The organism is Pseudomonas frederiksbergensis, from assembly GCF_001952935.1.
GTDB classification, from domain to species: domain Bacteria; phylum Pseudomonadota; class Gammaproteobacteria; order Pseudomonadales; family Pseudomonadaceae; genus Aquipseudomonas; species Aquipseudomonas frederiksbergensis.
Window position 1 is genome coordinate 2,475,535 of sequence record NZ_CP018319.1, and the last position, 20,014, is coordinate 2,495,548.

15 protein-coding genes are annotated in these 20,014 nt (G+C 59.5%); 7 read left to right on the top strand and 8 right to left on the bottom strand.

The genetic code is table 11. The features are described from left to right. Nucleotides 1-112 precede the first annotated feature (112 nt). Entirely contained in the window at nucleotides 113-2,296 is a 2,184-nt protein-coding gene (gene uvrD, locus PFAS1_RS11420; RefSeq protein WP_074872141.1) for a DNA helicase II, read from the bottom strand. 258 nt (nucleotides 2,297-2,554) lie between these two features. On the opposite strand from uvrD, the gene PFAS1_RS11425 reads away from it, so the two are divergent. The 3 genes from PFAS1_RS11425 (at nucleotide 2,555) to PFAS1_RS11435 (ending at nucleotide 6,776) form a co-directional block, all read left to right on the top strand. Continuing rightward, complete coding sequence (locus PFAS1_RS11425; RefSeq protein ID WP_076029231.1) at nucleotides 2,555-5,428, top strand: EAL domain-containing protein; 2,874 nt, start codon at nucleotides 2,555-2,557, stop codon at nucleotides 5,426-5,428. Nucleotides 5,429-5,563: 135 nt separating this feature from the next. Then, complete coding sequence (gene hexR, locus PFAS1_RS11430; RefSeq protein ID WP_008156648.1) at nucleotides 5,564-6,430, top strand: transcriptional regulator HexR; 867 nt, start codon at nucleotides 5,564-5,566, stop codon at nucleotides 6,428-6,430. Nucleotides 6,431-6,566: 136 nt separating this feature from the next. Then, the gene (locus PFAS1_RS11435) at nucleotides 6,567-6,776 is read left to right on the top strand and encodes a PA3496 family putative envelope integrity protein (RefSeq protein ID WP_076029232.1); all 210 of its coding nucleotides are present in this window, start codon (nucleotides 6,567-6,569) and stop codon (nucleotides 6,774-6,776) included. Here the strand turns inward: PFAS1_RS11435 and PFAS1_RS11440 are convergent. Beyond that, nucleotides 6,718-7,680, bottom strand: coding sequence for a LysR family transcriptional regulator (locus PFAS1_RS11440; RefSeq protein WP_074872135.1), 963 nt, complete (start codon nucleotides 7,678-7,680; stop codon nucleotides 6,718-6,720). The two genes, PFAS1_RS11435 and PFAS1_RS11440, sit on opposite strands and share 59 nt — an antisense overlap. A gap of 190 nt (nucleotides 7,681-7,870) precedes the next feature. On the opposite strand from PFAS1_RS11440, the gene PFAS1_RS11445 reads away from it, so the two are divergent. Together PFAS1_RS11445 and oadA are read left to right on the top strand one after the other, a co-directional pair. Beyond that, nucleotides 7,871-9,286, top strand: a complete 1,416-nt coding sequence (locus PFAS1_RS11445) for an acetyl-CoA carboxylase biotin carboxylase subunit (RefSeq protein WP_046030798.1) — start codon at nucleotides 7,871-7,873, stop codon at nucleotides 9,284-9,286. Nucleotides 9,287-9,297: 11 nt separating this feature from the next. Further along, nucleotides 9,298-11,106: a sodium-extruding oxaloacetate decarboxylase subunit alpha gene (gene oadA / locus PFAS1_RS11450; RefSeq protein WP_076029233.1), complete on the top strand. Its 1,809-nt coding sequence runs from the start codon at nucleotides 9,298-9,300 to the stop codon at nucleotides 11,104-11,106. A gap of 77 nt (nucleotides 11,107-11,183) precedes the next feature. Here oadA and PFAS1_RS11455 read toward each other — a convergent pair whose 3' ends face one another. The 3 genes from PFAS1_RS11455 to PFAS1_RS11465 all read right to left on the bottom strand — a co-directional run bounded on the left by PFAS1_RS11455 (nucleotide 11,184) and on the right by PFAS1_RS11465 (nucleotide 15,376). Next, the gene (locus PFAS1_RS11455; RefSeq protein ID WP_076029234.1) at nucleotides 11,184-13,499 is read right to left on the bottom strand and encodes an autotransporter outer membrane beta-barrel domain-containing protein; all 2,316 of its coding nucleotides are present in this window, start codon (nucleotides 13,497-13,499) and stop codon (nucleotides 11,184-11,186) included. Nucleotides 13,500-13,721: 222 nt separating this feature from the next. Beyond that, on the bottom strand, nucleotides 13,722-14,558 hold the full coding sequence (locus PFAS1_RS11460; RefSeq protein ID WP_074872130.1) for an amino acid ABC transporter permease: 837 nt from the start codon (nucleotides 14,556-14,558) through the stop codon (nucleotides 13,722-13,724). Beyond that, on the bottom strand, nucleotides 14,555-15,376 hold the full coding sequence (locus PFAS1_RS11465; protein ID WP_076029235.1) for an ABC transporter substrate-binding protein: 822 nt from the start codon (nucleotides 15,374-15,376) through the stop codon (nucleotides 14,555-14,557). The genes PFAS1_RS11460 and PFAS1_RS11465 overlap by 4 nt, the downstream gene beginning before the upstream one ends. A gap of 112 nt (nucleotides 15,377-15,488) precedes the next feature. Between PFAS1_RS11465 and PFAS1_RS11470 the strand changes: the two genes are divergently transcribed. Then, nucleotides 15,489-16,388 (top strand): homocysteine S-methyltransferase family protein, encoded by a 900-nt coding sequence (locus PFAS1_RS11470; RefSeq protein WP_076029236.1) that lies wholly within the window; start codon nucleotides 15,489-15,491, stop codon nucleotides 16,386-16,388. A gap of 120 nt (nucleotides 16,389-16,508) precedes the next feature. Here the strand turns inward: PFAS1_RS11470 and PFAS1_RS11475 are convergent, their stop codons facing one another. Genes PFAS1_RS11475 through PFAS1_RS11485 form a run of 3 tightly spaced genes read right to left on the bottom strand, consistent with a single transcriptional unit; the run spans nucleotide 16,509 to nucleotide 18,277 of the window. Further along, nucleotides 16,509-17,180: a GNAT family N-acetyltransferase gene (locus PFAS1_RS11475; RefSeq protein ID WP_076029237.1), complete on the bottom strand. Its 672-nt coding sequence runs from the start codon at nucleotides 17,178-17,180 to the stop codon at nucleotides 16,509-16,511. 17 nt (nucleotides 17,181-17,197) lie between these two features. Further along, nucleotides 17,198-17,644, bottom strand: a complete 447-nt coding sequence (locus PFAS1_RS11480; RefSeq protein ID WP_076029238.1) for a GNAT family N-acetyltransferase — start codon at nucleotides 17,642-17,644, stop codon at nucleotides 17,198-17,200. A 9-nt stretch (nucleotides 17,645-17,653) separates the two neighbouring features. Further along, the gene (locus PFAS1_RS11485) at nucleotides 17,654-18,277 is read right to left on the bottom strand and encodes an FMN-binding negative transcriptional regulator (RefSeq protein ID WP_076029239.1); all 624 of its coding nucleotides are present in this window, start codon (nucleotides 18,275-18,277) and stop codon (nucleotides 17,654-17,656) included. Nucleotides 18,278-18,367: 90 nt separating this feature from the next. On the opposite strand from PFAS1_RS11485, the gene pdxR reads away from it, so the two are divergent. Further along, nucleotides 18,368-19,918 carry a MocR-like pyridoxine biosynthesis transcription factor PdxR gene (gene pdxR, locus PFAS1_RS11490; RefSeq protein ID WP_076029240.1) on the top strand — a complete coding sequence of 517 codons (1,551 nt, stop codon included), beginning with the start codon at nucleotides 18,368-18,370 and terminating at the stop codon, nucleotides 19,916-19,918. The last annotated feature ends 96 nt before the right edge of the window (nucleotides 19,919-20,014 follow it).

Below are 20,014 nucleotides of genomic sequence, written 5' to 3' on the forward strand. Positions count from 1 at the left end.
ACCTGTTAGTTTTGGTCTGTAGGACGAGTGGATTAGTTCTGTAGGAATGGCCGCAGCGGGCGGAGCGCAGATAGATCGTTCCCACGCAGAGCGTGGGAACGATCAGGCCTGACTAGATCGCTTCCAGCTTCGCGTAACCCAGCATCAGCCATTTGCTGCCTTCGCTGAAGTTCACCTGCACCCGAGCCTGGGCCCCGGCACCTTCGAAGTTCAGGATCACACCGTCGCCAAACACCGAATGCCGTACGGTCTGGCCGAGGCTGAACCCAGTGTCCGGGATCTCGCTACCGCCAAACAGGCTGCTGGAGCTCTGCTGCTGGCCGCCGCCGAACGGACGGCTGACACTGTTGGACAGCCGCACTTCCTGGATCAGGCCTTTCGGCACTTCACGTACGAAACGCGACACCTTGTTGTAAGTCTCGCTGCCGTACAGGCGTCGGGTTTCCGCATAGGTCATCACCAGGTTCTGCATGGCCCGGGTGATTCCGACGTAGGCCAAACGGCGCTCCTCTTCAAGACGACCCGGTTCTTCAAGGCTCATCTTGTGCGGGAACAGGCCTTCTTCCATGCCCACCAGGAACACGTAAGGGAATTCCAGGCCCTTGGCACTGTGCAAGGTCATCAGCTGAATGCTGTCTTCGTGCTCGTCGGCCTGAGTATCTCCGGCTTCCAGTGACGCGTGACCGAGGAATGCCGCCAGTGGCGACAGGTCTTCGTCTTCTTCAGCGTTTTCGAAGTTGCGCGCGGCGCTGACCAGTTCCTCAAGGTTTTCTACCCGTGCCTGGCCTTTCTCGCCTTTTTCCGCTTCGTGATAGGCGATCAGCCCGGACTGCTCGATGACAGTCTGGGTCATCAGGTGCAGCGGCATGTCCATGCACTTGGCGGCGAGGTTCTCGATCAACTCGATGAACGCCCCAAGAGCACCGGCCGCACGGCCGGTCAGGCCTTTGTTAGCCACCAGCAAGCGCATGGCTTCCCACATCGACACATCGCTGTGGCGGGCATGGTCGCGGATCGCTTCAACGGTTTTCTCGCCGATACCGCGAGCCGGAACGTTGATCACCCGCTCCAGCGCTGCATCGTTGCCGCGACCTTCCAGCAAGCGCAGGTAGGCCATGGCGTTTTTGATTTCTGCCCGTTCGAAGAAGCGCTGACCGCCGTAGATGCGGTACGGAATGCGCTCACGCAGCAAGGCTTCTTCCAAAACGCGTGATTGGGCGTTGGAACGGTACAAAATCGCGATATCGCTGCGGGCCAAGCCGGTTTTCAGCGCGCTTTCGATGGTTTCCACCACGTAGCGTGCTTCATCGTGTTCGTTGAACGCGGCGTATAGATTGATCGCTTCGCCTTCGCCGCCGTCGGTCCACAGCTCTTTGCCCATCCGTCCCGTGTTGTTGGCGATCAGGGCGTTGGCAGCCTTGAGAATCCCGGCAGTGGAGCGGTAGTTCTGCTCTAGACGAATGGTTTCGGCATCCGGGAAGTCGTCGGAATACTGATAAATGTTTTCGATTTTCGCGCCGCGCCAGCCGTAGATCGACTGATCGTCGTCGCCGACCACCATCAGGCTGTCGCCGCCCTTGGCCAGCAGCCGCAACCAGGCGTATTGCACGGCGTTGGTGTCCTGGAACTCGTCCACCAGAATGTGCCGGAAGCGTTTCTGATAATGGGCGAGCAGGCCCGGATGATCGCGCCACAGATCGAGGGCGCGCAGCAGCAGTTCGGAGAAGTCGATCACGCCAGCGCGCAGGCAAGCGGCCTCGTAGGCCTCATAAATGCTGCGCATGGTCGCCAGGAACAGGTCGCCGCTGGCTTGAATGTGTTGTGGACGCAGACCTTCGTCTTTCTGCCCGTTGATGAACCACTGGGCCTGACGGGCCGGCCAGCGCTGCTCGTCCAGGCCCAGCTCGCGGATCACCCGCTTGACCAGTCGTTGCTGGTCGTCGCTGTCGAGAATCTGGAACGTCTGGCTCAGGCCGGCTTCCTGCCAGTGCGCCCGCAACAAGCGGTGCGCCAGGCCGTGGAAGGTGCCGACCCACATGCCGGCCGGGTTGATACCCATCAGTTGCTCGATGCGGTGACGCATCTCCGCAGCGGCCTTATTGGTGAAAGTCACCGACAGGATTGAGTGGGGCGAGGCGTTTTCGACCTGGATCAACCAGGCGATACGGTGCACCAGCACTCGGGTTTTACCGGAACCAGCACCGGCCAGGACCAACTGACGACCCACGCGGGCAGCTACGGCCTGGCGTTGGGCATCGTTGAGGGAGTTCAGCAGAAGGGAGAGATCATCGCGCATCGGGGCATTCTAGGGGGCGGCGTCACACCGGGCAAACCCTGCATTGTTTTAGCCGATGAAAGATAAGTGCAGGACGACCGGTCAGTCACTGGCTGCAAGCGTTGGCGGGGCTCGCTTGGCTGCTTTTACACGGGAGCCAGGCAGTCGATACTTTGGTCTATTTATGATCCGGGGCGGTTTGGCCGGGGCATTTGCTTGTGTATGCTCCGTCGACGTTTCGGGCTCATGCTCACCATTATAAGAACAAGAACATTGCCTATGACCCTCAGCACCGACCTGTCGGGCCCCGTTGTGGAACCCCGGGTTATCCGCAAACAGTACGCCATGGAAATGGCGGTCGAACGCACGCGTCTGCTTTATCAGGGCTCGTTGCTGCCCACGTTATTCATGTTGATCAACGGTCTGGTCTGCGCTGGCTTGCTTTGGAGCCCGCAGCGCTACTTCCTGGTCAGCGTCTGGCTGGTGTGGCTGTTGTCGCTGGTGGCGCTGCGGGTGATTCAGGTCGCGGCCTTCGATTCGGCGATACCCAACCGTCAGGCCCATCCGATCTGGCGCCGCATGTTTTTGCTGGGTTCGGCCATGACCGGCCTGACCCTGGCCGGCGCCGGCATTGCGCTGGTGCCCGTCGATAACTTCATGCAACAAGCCTGGGTGTTCGGCCTGATCGGCGCCGCCGCCCTTTCGGCCAGCGTTGCCTATGCCGTCAGTCTGCCGGCGTTCCTGTCCTTTACCTTGCCTTGTCTGTTGCCGGCCATTGGCTATCTGTTCTGGGGCGGCGATGAACAAAGTCAGGGCTGGGGCTGGTTTGGTCTGATTTTGCTCGGCGCGTTGAGTGTGGTCGCCTGGCAGGTCAATCGGCTCATCAATAACGGTCTGTTACGGCGCTTCCAGAATCAGGCGTTGATCGAACACTTGCAGCAGGCTCAAAACTGCAGCGACCAGCTCAATCAAAAGCTGGCCAAGGAAATCGACCAGCGTCGTCGTGCCGAAGACGAGTTGCGGCAAATTCAGATCGAGCTGGAAAGCCGCGTCGCCCAGCGCAGCCTGGAACTGGATGCCGCCAACCAGGCCCTGAGCAAGAGTGAAGCGCGTCTCGCCCTGGCGTTGAAGGCCAGTGAGTTGGGCTTGTGGGACTGGAACCTGCAAACCGATGAAGTTCATCACACCCAGCTTCAGGAGCTGTTTGGCCTGGAACCGGAACTCGTGACGGCAATGCTTCGCCACCTCAAGCCGCGGCTGCACCCCGATGACTTGCCGTCGCTCAAGCGCGCGCTGGTCGAGCATTTGAAAGGCCGCAGCGACGACTATCAGATTGAGTACCGCGTCCGCCACGGCGATGGCCACTGGGTCTGGATCGAAGACCGAGGTCGGGCAGTTGAGCGCGGTGAGAATGGCCGGGTGATCCGCATGGTCGGCACCCGTCGCGACATCAGCGTCAGCAAGGCTCTGGAAGAGCAACAGCAACTGGCCGCAACGGTGTTCGAAGCCGCCAGTGAAGGCATCGTGATTTTCGATCCGAATTACGCGTTGATCGCGGTCAATCAGGCCTTCAGCCGGGTCACCGGCTATGACACTGACGACATGATCGGACGCAACGTGGTCGAGTTGCCTTGCAGCCGCGATGCTCGCCGACACTACGCTGCGATTCGTCAGGCGCTGGAGCAGCACGGCAGTTGGCAGGGCGAGTTGGTCGAAACCCGCAAGAATGGCGAGTTGTATCCGCAATGGTTGCAACTGAACGCGGTGCGCGATGCTCGGGGAAATGTAAGCCATATCGTAGGCTTCTTCGCCGATCTATCGGCCCGGCGCGAATCCGAGGAGCGCATGCGTTACCTGGCGCATTACGATGAATTGACGGGGCTGGCTAACCGTTCACTGTTCCGCGAGCGGCTAAACGAGGCTCATCAGCGGGTGCGCCAGGGCGGTTACCGCAGTCTGGCGTTGCTGCACATCAATCTGGACCGTTTCAAGCTGCTCAACGACAGCCTTGGCCATGAAATCGCCGACCAGCTCTTGCAGAAAATGGCCCGGCGGCTGGTCAATGCGTTGCCTGAAGCAGACACCATCGCTCGCTTGTCCGGCGATGAGTTTGCCGTGTTGTTCAATGCCTACGGCAACCTGTCGAGCCTGGCGCGGGTGGCGACCCGACTGTCGTCCAAGCTGCGTTTGCCGATCACTGTCGAGGGCCATGAACTGGTGGTTAGCGCGTCCATGGGCATCAGTCTGTTGCCGGACAACGCGCGAGAAATCTCCGCGCTGGTTCATCAGTCCAACATGGCGATGCAGCATGCCAAGCACTTGGGCGGAAATAACTTCCAGTTTTACACCGACAGCCTGCAAGCCAGCACGCTGGAGCGTTTGCAGCTGGAAAATCAGCTGCGTAAGGCCATCGAAGAGAAGCAGTTGAAGGTGTTTTACCAACCGAAGCTGTGCCTCGCCACGGGGCGGTTGAATGCCGCCGAAGCGCTGGTGCGCTGGGATCATCCAACGATGGGCCGTGTGCCGCCAGGGGACTTCATCGGCCTGGCCGAGGAAACCGGGTTGATCGGCCCGATCGGCGAGTTCGTGTTGCGTCAGGCCTGCTGGCAAGCCTGCGAGTGGCAGCGTCAGGGACTTGCGCCGATTCGGGTGTCGGTGAATCTGTCGGTGCATCAATTGCGTCAGGGCAAACTGGTTAGCCTGGTGCGTCAGGTGCTGGAAGAAACCGGTCTGGCGCCGCACTACCTCGAGCTGGAACTCACCGAAAGCCAGTTGCTGGACAGTGTCGAGCACATCATCGCGACCTTCCAGCAATTGCGTGATTTGGGGGTCAAGTTGGCGATTGATGACTTCGGCACCGGGTATTCGTCCCTGAGTTACCTCAAGCGCATCCCTGTGGATTACGTAAAGATCGATCAGGCATTTATTCGCGGTCTGGGGGAGGGGAGCGAGGATGCGGCGATCACCCGGGCAATCATTGCCATGGCGCACGGCTTGTCGCTCAAAGTGGTGGCCGAGGGTGTGGAGCGGGCAGAGCAGTTGGCGTTTTTGAAAGCCGAGCACTGCGATGAAGTGCAGGGCTATTTGATTAGCCGCCCGGTCGAGGCCGATGGCCTGGCGGCGCTGTTGCGTGCGGACGCGAAACCCTTGTAAGGGCTACATGGAGCGCATGTGGCGTGAAATGGGGACATCGAGTTACGCATTGAGCAGGCAAAAAGCCGATTCATGTAGTATAACTACAAGCGTGCTACATCCCCGGCACCTGCCAATAACAAAGAGTCCAGCCCTTTGAATCTGCTGCAACACATCGCCCAGTCACGCCACCTCTTACGCAAGTCGGAGCTCAAGGTCGCCGACCACGTGCTGCTTGATCCTGCGGCGGTGATGCACAGCTCCATGGCCGACCTGGCCCACAACGTGGGCATCAGCGAGCCGACCATCGTGCGCTTCTGTCGCGCCATCGGTTGCTCCGGTTTCCAGGACTTGAAGCTGAAACTGGCACAGAGCCTGGCTGCCGGCGCGAGCTTCGGACAGTTTGCCATTCATGAAGACGACTCGGTCGCTGACTACAGCCTGAAAATCTTCGACACCACCCTGCACACGCTGATGGAGGTTCGCGAGAAGCTTGATCCGGTGGAATTGCAGCGTGCGGTGTCGCTGATGTCGCAGGCCCAGCGGGTCGAGTTCTATGGCTTTGGCGCGTCGGGCGCAGTGGCAGCTGATGCCCAGCATAAGTTCTTCCGTTTGCTGCTGACGGCGGCGGCGTATTCCGACCCGCACATGCAGGCGATGTCGGCGGTCACGTTGAAACCGACCGACGTGGCGATCTGTATTTCCCAGTCCGGGCGTTCCAAAGATTTGTTGATCACCGCCAATCTGGTGCGCGAAAGCGGCGCGTCGCTGATTACCTTGTGCCCAAGCCAAACACCGTTGGCCGAACTGTCGACCGTCAACCTGGCGATCGATGTGCACGAAGACACCGAGATCTATACGCCGCTGACCTCGCGCATTGCCCACCTGGTGGTGATCGACGTGTTGGCAATGGGCGTGGCCATGGCGCGCGGGCCGAGCCTGGTCAATCACCTCAAGAGCGTCAAGCGCAGCCTGCGCAGCTTGCGGCTGTCGCCCAAATCGGTAAAAGCGCTGGATGATTGATTCTTCTGGAATTGTGGCGAGGGGATAAATCCCCTCGCCACAGAACAACGTTCATCTCCCTGTAACCCGCCCGCCGCCAAACCGTCATCCCTCGCGCCTATCTTGAAACTCCCGTAAACGCCTTGGGAGACTCGAAATGGCCCAGCCCTACGAAGAACGCAACAGCGCCGTCAGAACCCGTCGTCAGCAGGAGGACCAGCGCCGCATGGAATTTCGCCGCGCCATCGAAGATCGCTGCGAACGTCGCCAACTGCTGGCCGAGATCGGTGATTTCCCTGAGCTGGAACTCAACTACTGGCAGGCGGCACCGGCAGCTTCCCGTCGAAGCGCTCAACCAGCGCGCTGATCTGCACCCGCTCACTGCGAATAAACGCAAGGAATGCGTGCGCCACTGGTGACAGCCGTTTTGCCTTGGCTTGCACCAGGCACCAGCTGCGGTACAACGGCAGCTCTTCGACTGGCAACTCGACCAATCCGCCGGTCGCCAACTCAAGGTTCAGGGCGTGACGCGTCAACAGCGCCACGCCCAGACCCGCCACCACACATTCACGCTGAGCCTCGGCTGACGAGACTTCCTGGGTCTGGTTGAAGTGCACGCGCTTCTCTTTGAAATATTCTTCGCAAGCCAGCCGCGTCCCGGAGCCGGATTCGCGCATCAGCAGTGTGTAGGGTTCAAGATCCTGCAAGCGCAGCGGGCCCATGTGGCACAGCGGATGATCCGGTGGCGCCACGGCAACGATCGGGTTGTTGAGGAATGGCAAGAACTCCAGCCCCATGTCCTGCGGCACCATGGACATGATCACCAGGTCGTCGCGGTTGTCCGACAGGCGTCGAATGACCTGTCCGCGATTGACCACCGTCAGTTGCAGGTTCACTTCCGGATGCTGGCGCTTGAACGCGGCAAACAGATGCGGCACGAAATACTTGGCGCTGGATTCCACCGCCAGCTTCAGCTGTCCTTGCAGCGATCCCTGCATGTCTGAAAGCTGCATATCGAGGTTTTCCAGCCGCCCGAAAATATCCCGGCTGGCGCGTTGGAGGGCTTCGGCTGCCTCGGTCATGTAGAGCTTTTTGCCGACATAATCGAACAAAGGCTGACCAATCAGCTCTTCAAGTTGACGAATCTGTAGGCTCACGGCAGGTTGTGTAAGAGACATTTCATCGGCTGCTCGGCTGTAGGACCGCAAATCACAGACTTCATTGAAGATCTGTAATTGACGCAATGTCATACGCATCAATGACTTACGCATTTTATTGGCTCTCTCGACGCAGGCTGATGGCTCAACTATAAGTCTTTACTTATGACTGACCCAATAATTAATCATTTTTGTTAATCCCTTGTGGGGGCTAGTGTGGGGCTGCGACTGAATCGAAACATTTGGTCACGCGTCGACCTGGTCTAGCAGGTCGTGGGTACCACCGGCTCAAGGGAACCTCCAAGTGATAAAAAAGATCCTGATCGCCAACCGTGGTGAGATTGCCGTACGAATCGTGCGTGCCTGCGCCGAGATGGGCATTCGCTCGGTCGCGATCTATTCCGACGCCGACCGCCATGCGCTGCATGTGAAGCGTGCGGACGAGGCCCACAGCATCGGTGCCGAGCCACTGGCCGGCTACCTGAATGCGCGCAAGCTGGTGAATCTGGCTGTGGAAACCGGTTGTGATGCGCTGCATCCCGGCTACGGCTTCCTTTCGGAAAACGCTGAACTGGCAGATATATGCGCCGAACGCGGCATCAAGTTCATCGGTCCATCGGCTGAAGTGATTCGCCGCATGGGCGACAAGACTGAAGCCCGTCGCAGCATGATCAAGGCTGGCGTACCCGTTACCCCAGGCACCGAAGGCAACGTCGCGGATATCGCGGAAGCTTTGGTCGAAGGCGACCGCATCGGTTATCCGGTGATGCTCAAGGCGACTTCTGGTGGCGGTGGCCGCGGTATCCGTCGCTGCGACAGCCGGGAAGAACTTGAACAAGCATTCCCGCGAGTCATTTCCGAAGCCACCAAGGCTTTCGGTTCGGCGGAAGTGTTCCTCGAAAAATGCATCGTCAATCCGAAGCACATCGAAGCGCAGATCCTCGGCGACAGCTTTGGCAACGTGGTGCATTTGTTCGAGCGTGACTGCTCGATCCAGCGTCGCAACCAGAAGCTCATCGAGATCGCCCCGAGCCCGCAACTGACCCCTGAACAGCGCGCCTACATCGGCGACCTGTCGGTGCGCGCAGCCAAGGCCGTGGGTTACGAGAACGCTGGCACCGTGGAGTTCCTGCTCGCCGAGGGCGAGGTGTACTTCATGGAGATGAATACCCGGGTGCAGGTGGAACACACCATCACCGAAGAAATCACCGGCATCGATATCGTTCGCGAGCAGATCCGCATCGCCTCCGGCCTGCCGCTTTCGGTGAAACAGGAAGACATCCAGCACCGCGGTTTCGCGCTGCAATTCCGGATCAACGCCGAAGACCCGAAAAACAACTTCCTGCCGAGCTTTGGCAAGATCACCCGTTACTACGCACCCGGCGGTCCCGGCGTGCGTACCGACACGGCGATCTACACCGGTTACACCATTCCACCGTTCTACGACTCCATGTGTCTGAAATTGGTGGTGTGGGCGCTGACTTGGGAAGAGGCGATGGACCGTGGCTTGCGCGCCCTCGACGACATGCGTCTGCAAGGGGTCAAGACCACCGCCGCGTACTACCAGGAAATCCTGCGCAACCCGGAATTCCGTAGCGGCCAGTTCAACACCAGCTTCGTTGAAAGCCACCCTGAACTGACCAACTACTCGATCAAGCGCAAACCCGAAGAGCTGGCCCTGGCCATCGCCGCCGCCATCGCCGCCCACGCAGGCCTGTGAGGAATAGAACAATGAGCAAGAAAATCCACGTTACCGACACAATCCTGCGCGACGCCCACCAATCGCTGCTCGCGACCCGCATGCGCACCGAAGACATGCTGCCGATTTGCGACAAGCTCGACAAAGTCGGCTACTGGTCGCTGGAATGCTGGGGCGGCGCGACCTTCGACGCCTGCGTACGCTTCCTCAAGGAAGACCCGTGGGAGCGTCTGCGCCAACTGCGCGCGGCCTTGCCTAACACTCGCCTGCAAATGCTTCTGCGTGGCCAGAACCTGCTGGGCTATCGCCACTACAGCGACGACGTGGTCAGAGCCTTCGTCGCCAAGGCCGCGGTCAACGGCATCGACGTGTTCCGCATCTTCGATGCGATGAACGACGTGCGTAACCTGCGAGTCGCCATCGAAGCGGTGAAAGCGGCTGGCAAACACGCCCAGGGCACCATCGCCTACACCACCAGCCCGGTGCACACCATCGAGGCGTTCGTGGCGCAAGCCAAGCAAATGGAAGCCATGGGTTGCGACTCGGTGGCGATCAAGGACATGGCAGGCCTGCTGACTCCGTACGCTACCGGCGAACTGGTCAAGGCATTGAAATCCGAGCAATCGCTGCCCGTGTTTATTCACTCGCACGACACCGCTGGTTTGGCCGCGATGTGCCAACTCAAGGCCATCGAAAACGGTGCCGACCACATCGATACCGCGATCTCCAGCTTCGCCTCGGGCACCAGTCACCCAGGCACCGAGTCGATGGTCGCCGCCCTTAAAGGCAGCGAGTTCGACACCGGACTGAATCTGGAGCTGCTGCAAGATATCGGTCTGTACTTCTACGCCGTGCGCAAAAAGTACCACCAGTTCGAAAGCGAGTTCACCGCCGTCGACACCCGTGTTCAAGTCAACCAGGTACCGGGCGGGATGATTTCCAACCTGGCCAACCAGTTGAAAGAGCAGGGCGCCCTGAACCGCATGAGCGAAGTGCTGGCCGAAATCCCGCGCGTGCGTGAAGACCTCGGCTTCCCGCCGCTGGTGACCCCGACCTCGCAGATCGTCGGCACCCAGGCGTTCTTCAACGTGCTTGCCGGTGAGCGCTACAAGACCATCACCAACGAAGTGAAGCTTTACCTGCAAGGCGGTTATGGCAAGGCGCCGGGCACCGTGAATGAAAAACTGCGTCGTCAGGCGATCGGCAGTGAAGAAGTGATCGACGTGCGTCCGGCTGACCTGCTCAAGCCGGAAATGACCAAGCTGCGTGCCGAAATCGGCGCCGTGGCCAAGTCTGAAGAAGACGTGCTGACCTATGCCATGTTCCCGGACATCGGGCGCAAGTTCCTCGAAGAGCGTGCCGCCGGCACCCTGACTCCAGAAGTGCTGCTGCCGATTCCTGAAGCAGGCGGTGTGACCTCGGCCGGTGGCGAAGGCGTGCCGACCGAGTTCGTCATCGACGTCCACGGCGAAACTTACCGCGTCGACATCACCGGTGTGGGCGTCAAGGCTGAAGGCAAGCGTCACTTCTACCTGTCTATCGACGGCATGCCGGAAGAAGTGGTGTTCGAACCGCTCAACGAATTCGTCAGCGGCGGCAGCAGCAAGCGCAAGCAAGCCACTGCACCGGGCCACGTCAGTACCACCATGCCGGGCAACATCGTCGACGTGCTGGTCAAGGAAGGCGACACCGTGAAGGCCGGCCAGGCCGTGCTGATCAGCGAAGCGATGAAGATGGAAACCGAAGTGCAATCGGCCATCGCCGGCAAAGTCACCGCCATCCATGTGGCCAAGGGCGACCGGGTTAACCCGGGCGAAATCCTGATCGAGATCGAAGGCTGAGTTAACAGCCTCGATACACCGCTTTAAACCTCGGGGGGGCATGTGCTCCCCTTTTTTTCGCCCCGGGTTTTTGGCTGTCAGAAACTCATTCGCCACTGACCCGTGACGCCGTGGTTTCGGCTGTCGGTGCCGACCTCGCCAGTGAGGCCGACGCCCAGGGTGTGTTTTGCTGACAACCCCAGGTCCAGTCCGGCATCGACCAGCAGACTGTCACGATCCAGCGACGCGCCGGAAACGCTGAAGTTTTTTCCGCCCGTCACCAATCGTTGGCGGGTATCGCTGTAGATGTCCCCGTACGTGTGTTTCCAGCCGGCACTGAACCGCGGTGTCAGTTGCATGCCGTTATCCAGCGTGTTGAGTTTCGCCAATCGCAGGCCGAATGTGCTGTTCAAATTGTTCTGCGTTTGACCCTGTACCTTCAGCGCCGCTGCGCCACCTTTTTCTGTGTAGGTGTCGCGCTGATAGCGTTGGTAGCCCAGGCTGGCAAACGGTTCGATGCTGACGTTCGCCCGGCCCAGGTTGTAACCCAATTCCGCAAAGGCCTGCTGGGTGTTGGCATCGTAACGGCCTTCGGGGCGGTCGCTGAAACCTTTGAAGGCAACTCGGCGTTTAGTGCTGCCGTCGTGGTTGCTATAGGTCGCGCCCAGGCGCAGGGACATTGGTCCGTTTTGCCGCAGGGCATAAGCACCCAAATGCCAGCTGTCGAGATCGCCGTCGAGTCCTCGGCTATCCAGGCGCGTCTCGGACTTACCGCTCATTACACCGATGCGCCATTCCTCATCTATGCCCCAATCCGCTCCCAGTACCAGGCCGTGGGTTGTGTGTTTCAGAGCGTCGTAGTCGCGATCCAGCGTCCCGCCGTGACCCAATGCTTGCAGCCAGCCCCGGCCATTGTCTTCACTGCCGGCGGCCAGGCGTGGTGCATTGCGCTTGCTGGAATTGCTGTAGCTATTGGCGCTGTCCAGCTGACGCATGGCCGAGAGCATGGTGGCGCTGATTGGGCTGTCACTGTTCAGGGTCGCTTTTGCAAGGTTGGCGTTTTGGCCGCCAGCCAGCTGTTCGATGGCAATAGATGCCGTTTGTTTGTCAGCGCTGAGCAGGGCGACGACAGCTGCGTTTGTTGGGCTGGATGCCTTTGGCACTGTGGCGACGGGATTGGTAACAGGAGGTTGAGTTGCGGCTGCGACGGGCTGGTCGGTGATGGGTGGCGAAGCGGCTGTGACGGGCTGTTCGGTGGTATGCGGCGTTGCGGCTATCGAAGGTTTTTCAGCGGTAGTTGTTGGTGTGGTGACCTGAACGGATGTGTCGGGACTCGCAGGTGGATTCGGAGCTACAGCAACGGAGGATGCTTGAGGTATGTGCGTTGGCTCTTCAATGCTTTGGGCGACTTCCTTCCCGTTATCCGTGGTTGCGAAATTTTCGATCGGCACATCGTTACGGAGGAGGATCAGGTCGACCTTCTTTTCTTGGTAGTCGAGCTTGGGCGTTAAGAAGGCAAGGTTATTGATGACTTTCCCAAATTCCCCTTCGACTTTACTGGCAGCAAGGATGGTGTTTTCGCTGAGTAACGGGTAGTCACCCGGCGCTGCAACGATATTCAGTGTGGCGCCGCCGAGGTCGGCGGTGCCATCGACTAATATCGTTTCACTTTTGCGGTTGGCATTGACCTCGTAGGTTAGCTCGGCAGTTTTGGAGAGATTCAAGTCACCTTTAACTTTCGGTGCGCCGTGCAAACCGTCAACAGAAAGCTTTCCGTTTACCTTCAGGGAACCCGTTACACCGTTGCCCGCAAAAGCACCTTTTTCATTGATTACTACGTCGCCTTCGATCATTCCAGGATTGTTCAGGGTGCCTCCTGATTGCACGGTGGCGCCGCCGCCAATCTTGCCGTTGTTGACAAGCGTTCCTTGGGTCAACGCCCCACCCTGGATATGTCCGTTATTTATGAGGGTTGCTTTTGAACGTATCAAGACACCGGTATTGAAATCACCGGAACCATTCATGGTCCAAGTGCTTCGTTTGAGTTCCAGGCCTTCAAAACGACGACTCTCACCTAGCGTGCCACCGCTCGCGGTATCGAGTTGCAGGAAGTTGATGCCGCCACCACCGTCAATCAATCCTGCAAGGGCTCCGCGGCCAGACACAATGACCAGATCATCTCCATCGCCGAATGTTCGATCAATACCATCCGCTGCTTTGCCAATGGTGTTTTTGTCGGTGGCGGGATCATTGATAAATGCGTCCATCGCCGCGATGAGCTGCTCTGGCGTTGCACCCGAAGGAATGGCGTCATCGAAGGACAATTGCTGGGCAAGCGAAATTTGAGTGCAACCCAGCGCAAGCGCAACGGCCAGCGCCAGGTGTTTTGGTCGGTATTTGTGTTGAACGGACATCGAGTACGGCCTCGTTTGAAGGGAGGCCAAACTCTAAGAGGCGGGCTATAGGTACCGATGTCAGCTGCTTCCCGCAGGCTTGCGGGGGTTGTCAGAAGGTTGTGTAGAAAATTGCCAGCCTCCTGAGGAAGGTGGTTTTTACCCGTTCGGGTCGACGCTTTTTCTTACAACAAATAGAGACATGGTCGGCTATCGCAAACTCGGAAACTCATCTGCCTCTCACTAACTACGGCTCAAATACGCCTTCCCATAATGCCGCTCCATCCGCGCCTGAATCAGCTCCAGCCCGATCGACATCAGCCAATAAATCACCGCCGCCGTCGTCAGCATCTCGATGTAGCGATAGCTCGAGCGTCCATATGATTGCGCCAGAAACATCACCTCCCAAACCCCCATCACCGAGATCAGCGACGAGTCTTTGAGCATTGAGATGAATTGGTTGGTGGTGGGCGGGATGATGGTGCGCATGGCCTGGGGCAGGGTGACACGCCAGAAGATCACGGTTTCGCGCATGCCCAGGGCCAGGGATGCTTCGCGTTGGCCGTGGGGGACGCCGAGGATGCCGGCGCGGAAAATTTCGCTCAGGTACGCGCCGTAGTTCAGCGACAGGGCGATGATGCCGGCGGCGATGGCGCCCGGGACGATGCCAAGTTGTGGCAGGCCGAGGTAGATCAGCAGGATCTGGATCAGCAGCGGTGTGCCACGAAAGAACGAGGCATAGAAGCTCGCAATGCCGAAGGCCACGGCGCTTTTCGACAGCCGCGCCAGGGCGGTGATGAAGCCCAGCAGCGAAGAGGTCACGATCGAGCACAGGCACAAAAACAACGTCAGTGCCGCGCCCTGCAGGAAGCCGTTGGGCGCCAGGTGCAGGCCGATCAGGTTCGGCAGTTTGTCGAGGATGATCGAGAACTTCAGGTCGAAGCTCAGGAAGAAGCTGGCGAACAACCCGAGCATCACTGCCCAGGTCAGGTACAGCCGCGTGCGGAAACCGAAGATCCGTTGCAGTCGCGACTCAGCCACCGGTTGCGGCGGCTGGGGAGGTGTTGGGAAAGAAGTCATTTACTGATGTCGGCGCCGATCCATTTTTGCGACAGCTTGCTCAGGGTGCCGTCCTGTTTCAGCTGAGCGAAGACGTCACGCACTTTGGCGTCCCACTGGGCGTCGCCTTTTTCAATGGCCACCGAGTTCGGTTCCGAGTACAGCGGCTCGCCGGCGAGCTTGAAGCGTTTGTCTTCGGTCAGGCGCGGCTGGGCGGTGACAAGGTTGGTGAGGATCGCGTCCAGTCGAACGCCAGTGCCCAGGCCCAAGTCCTGGAATGCCACGTTGTCAGTGTCATACGGCGCAATCTGCACGTCCTCGAACGGGTACTGCAATTGCGTGTCTTCGGCGCCTTCGATCACCAGGTTCTTGTTCAGGTAGCTTTCGTAGCTGGAGGCGCTGGTGAGGCCGACTTTCTTGCCGCTCAGGTCCTTGGCGCCGTGGATGCTGTCGTCCTTGGCGTTGACCACAATCACCGCTGGCGAGGCGTAGTACTCGACCGGGAAATCGAAGACTTCGGCGCGGGCCTTGCTCGGGGTCATGGAGCAGATGCAGATGTCGTAGCGCCCGCTCCAGCGGCCGGCGGCGATCACGTCCCAGGACGGGGTTTCGAGGCGCAGTTTGACGCCCAGTTTGTCTGCCACGGCCTTGGCCACATCGACGTCGAATCCATCGAGCTGGTTCTGATCATTGAGGAACGAGAAGGGTGGATAGCTTTCCATCAACACGCCCACCAGTTCTTTTTTTTGCTCGACGCGATCCAGCGTGGCGCCGCCAAAGGCTTGGGTGGAGGCAGCCAGAATCGTCAGGCCCAGGGCCAGTAGCGGTTGGAATTTCACAGTCGATCCCTGATAAAAAAGAGGTTGTTATTAACCGAATGGTGCGTATTAAATAGTTATAAGAACGACTCCGATAGTGAGTAATTTTCATAAGCTTATGAGTGAAAAGCATATGGGCGCAGCAAGCACGGTAATTCTGGATGGCGGTATGGGTCGTGAGTTGCAGCGTCGAGGCGCGCCGTTCAGACAGCCCGAGTGGTCGGCACTGGCCTTGAGCGAAGCGCCGCAAGCGGTAGAGGCGGTGCACACGGCTTATATCGAAAGCGGTGCGAACGTGATCACCAGCAACAGTTACGCGGTGGTGCCGTTTCACATTGGCGAAGAACGTTTTGCAGCAGAAGGGCAGGCGCTCGCGGCGTTGGCCGGTGAGCTGGCGCGGCGAGCTGTAGAGGCTTCGGGCAAAGCGGTGCGTGTGGCCGGTTCATTGCCGCCGCTGTTTGGGTCCTATCGTCCGGACCTTTTCGACGCTGCTCGAGCGACTGAATTGTTGGCGCCGCTGGTGAAGGGGTTGGCGCCTCATGTCGATCTGTGGCTGGCGGAGACCCAGAGCTCGATCGTTGAAGCGCGAGCGATCCACGCCGGTCTGCCAACGGACGGCAAGCCGTTCTGGCTGTCGTTTACCCTGAAGGATGAAGACACGGACGAAGTGCCGCGCTTGCGTTCGGGTGAGCCGGTGGCTGAAGCCGCAGCCGCGGCGGCTGAGCTGGGCGTCGAGACGTTGCTGTTCAATTGCAGCCAGCCGGAAGTGATTGGTGCTGCGATTGATGCCGCGCGGGAAACCTTCGAGCGTTTGGGGGTGAAGATTCACATCGGCGCCTACGCCAATGCCTTCCCGCCGCAACCGAAAGAGGCCACGGCTAACGACGGTCTGGACCCGCTGCGCGAAGACCTCGATCCGCCGGGTTATTTGCAATGGGCGGCAGACTGGAAAGAACGCGGCGCCAGTCATTTGGGCGGTTGCTGCGGGATTGGGCCGGAGCATATTGCGGTGCTTGCCCAGAAATTGGCGTGAAGCCAATCGCGAGCAGGCTCGCTCCCACATTGGATTGGGGCTGGTCACAATTTTGTGGTCAACCCAAAACCCTGTGGGAGCGAGCCTGCTCGCGATGGCGTCCGTCCAGGCGCCGCTGATTTACCCGCGGCACTCCGCCAGGGTTCTCACTTGCCCCGAATCCGTCTGGTTCTCATCGGACAGCCAGCGCTCAAACCCCGCCCCGATTGCCGGCCATTCCGAGTCCAGAATCGAATACCACGCCGTATCCCGGTTCTGCCCCTTGACCACCATGTGCTGGCGAAATACCCCTTCAAAACTGAACCCCAGCCGCTCGGCCGCGTATTTGGAGCGGGCGTTGCCGTTGTTGCACTTCCACTCCAGCCGTCGATAACCCAGCGCAAAGGATTCCTTGGCGAGCAGATAAACCGCCTCGGTGCTTTTCGGCGAGCGCTGCATCGGCGCGCCGAAAGTGACATGGCCGATCTCGATCCGGCCTTGCGAAGGAACAATCGACATCAAACTGAGGAGGCCTTGCACATCGCCGCTGGCACGGTCGATCACGCTGAAGAAATACGGATCGCTATTGGCCGCATGATTGTTCAGCCAATCGTTGAACGCGCTGCGCTCCGGGAAAGGCCCATAAGGCAAATAGTCCCAGAGTTTCGGGTCGGAGCCGGGGCCTTGCAGGGCTTTCCACAAACCGTCGGCGTGACGCGCCGGGTCGAGTTTTTCCAGGCGGATGAAACGCCCTTCGAGGGTTTGGACGGATGGCGCCGGAACGCCTTTCCAGTCGGCGAGTGAAATCGACATGCTGTTCTCCTTGAACCTTACAGGGCTTTGCGAAACTGGATGAAACCGGGGCGTTCGGCGATGCGCTCGTAGAGCTGGATCGCGGTGGCGTTGGTTTCGTGGGTCAGCCAATGGACCTTGCAGCAACCGTCCTCTTTGGCTGTGGCGTAAACGTATTCGATCAACTGCCGGCCGACGCCAGTGCCGCGGGTTTCAGGCGTTACCAACAGGTCTTGCAGGTAGCAGGAGTTTTCGATGCTCCAGTTCGAGCGATGGTAGATGAAGTGCACCATGCCCACCGCTTTGCCATCGGCCCAGGCCAGCGCGGCATGGGTCGGCTCGCTCGGGTCGAGCAGGCGCTGCCAGGTGCTTTGGGTGACGGCCTCTGGCAGTTCGGTGTTGTAGAAACGCAGGTACGCTTGCCACAAGGGTAACCAGGCGGCGTGCTCGTCGGCGGTGACCTGGCGGATGTCGATCTGACTCATGTTCATTCCTTAACGCATCAAGTGGGCGAGGGCCTGGTCGTGCACATCAGGGCTGGCGGCAAGCCCCTCGCGCACTCCGGTGATGTCTGCGGCGTTGCGGTTCTGGCTGAGCTTGCGTTTGCCTTCCAGGCGCTGGATCGGCAAGGCAAAACCGACGATGGCCTTGAGCATTCCGTCAATGTAGTCAGCGGGGGCATCAGCGACTTTCCATGGATTGGCGCGACCCGCTTCATGACGATCGGTCAGCGCACTGACCAGAGTGCGCAGGCGATCGGCGTCGGTGAACACTTCGGCCGTACCGTATGCATGTACGGCAACGTAGTTCCAGGTCGGCACGACTTTGCCGTGCTCGGCCTTGCTCGGGTAAAACCCAGGGCTGATGTAAGCGTCGGCACCGGCAAAAATCACCAGGACTTCGGCGCCGTTTTGCAGTTCCTTCCATTGCGGATTGGCCTTGGCGAAGTGTCCATAAAGGGTGCCATTCGGGCCTTGGTCTGAACTCAGCAGCAGCGGTAAATGGCTGGCTTGCAGACCTTGTTCCCCGTGTGTGACCAATACCGCGAGGCGGGTGCCGAGTATCTGCTGGTGCAGTTCATGCAAATCATCGATGGCAAAGTTGCTGGGCGTGTACATGGAGATTTCCCTTGGCGAATGCCTGCATCCTAGGCAGGCTATTGGTCTGTTGTAAGAGCCATTAACGGCCAATTTCATAGGTCCATTGCCATGACCAGCGAGCCACTGTCCTTGTCATTCAACCCGGCGGGTATCGAACTCGATCGCCGTCAGGGTTTGAGTCGTCAGCTCTATCAAGCCCTGCGGGTGCGAGTGCTCGACGGTCGGCTGGCCAGCGGTACGCGATTACCGGCCAGTCGCGATCTGGCGGCGGCGTTGTCGATTTCCCGAAACAGCGTGGTCCGGGCCTACGATCAGCTCTACGCCGAGGGCTTTATTGAAGGGCGTGTGGGTGACGGGACGTATGTCGCGCAATTGCCTCAATCAGTGTTGCCGGTGAAAAAACTATCCACAAAAGTATCCACAGGGTTGTCAACAGGGTTACCCACAGCCTTATCCACAAATTGGCTGGATTTACCTGTGGTTTCATCCAGCAAAGTTATCCACAGCGGTGCGCTGGGGCGCGTGGAAAAGAACCATTTGGCCTTGCCGCCGAGTGGTCCGCCTCGTGCGTTTCGGGTCGGTGTTCCGGCGTTCGACCTGTTTCCTTTCGAGGTTTGGGCCAAGCTGAATGCGGCTTTCTGGCGTAAGCCGGATCTGCAGCAGTTGTGTTACGGCGATCCGGCAGGCGACGCCCGTTTACGCGGTCTGATTGCCGCGTATTTGCGCAGCTCCCGGGGGATGCAGTGCACGGCTGAGCAAATAGTGATCACCAGTGGCGCACAGCAAGGGATTAGCCTTTGTGCACAGCTGCTGGTAGAGCCGGGCGATGGCGTCGCGATCGAGAATCCGGGGTATCGGGCGGCGGGTCATGCGTTCGCCGTGGCCGGTGCGCGATTGCACGGGGTGGCGGTGGACAGCGAGGGTATCGACTGCACCGAATTGAACGGGCTCAAGGATTGTCGATTGGCCTATGTCACGCCGTCGCATCAATACCCGACCGGGGTGGTGATGAGTCTGGCGCGGCGCCTGGAGTTGTTGGCCTGGGCCGAGCGAACCGAAGGTTGGATCGTCGAGGACGATTACGATGGCGAATACCGTTACAGCGGCGCACCACTGGCCCCGCTGGCTGCGCTTGATCGCCACGGGCGGGTGCTCTACGTCGGCACGTTCGGCAAAGTGGCTTTCCCGGCATTGCGCCTGGGCTATCTGGTGCTGCCAGCAGCCTTGGTGGACGCTTTCGCCCAGCGCCGCGCGGTCGATGTTCGGCATTCCGAGGTAAGCACCCAAGCCGTCATGGCCGAGTTCATGGCGGCCGGGCATTTCCAGCGGCACATCCGCCGCATGCGCCGCGCCGCGTTGAGTCGTCGCAATACACTTCTGGCTAACTGGCCCGCGGACGTTTCCGGGGTTGGCAGCCTGCCGAATGTCGCGGCAGGGCTGCACTTGACGGTGGCGGTCGCCACTCAGGCCCGTGAACGCGAATTGATTGAAGCCGCCGCCAGCGTCGATGTCGAGATCAACGGCCTGAGCAGTTACTGGCTACCGGATTCGAGCACTCCGGTGGATCAGCGAGCGGGACTGGTGCTGGGTTTTGCGGCGGTGCCGGAGGCGGCCATCGAATCAGCGCTTGCGCGTTTGCGCAGTGCCTGGTGCCGGTAAAGGGCGCACTGGTGATTCGACGCAGTACGTAGTCGGCTGCAAGATCGTCTTTTCATCTCGCTGTGCAATGTCTTCGACGCTGACAGCGAGATGAAC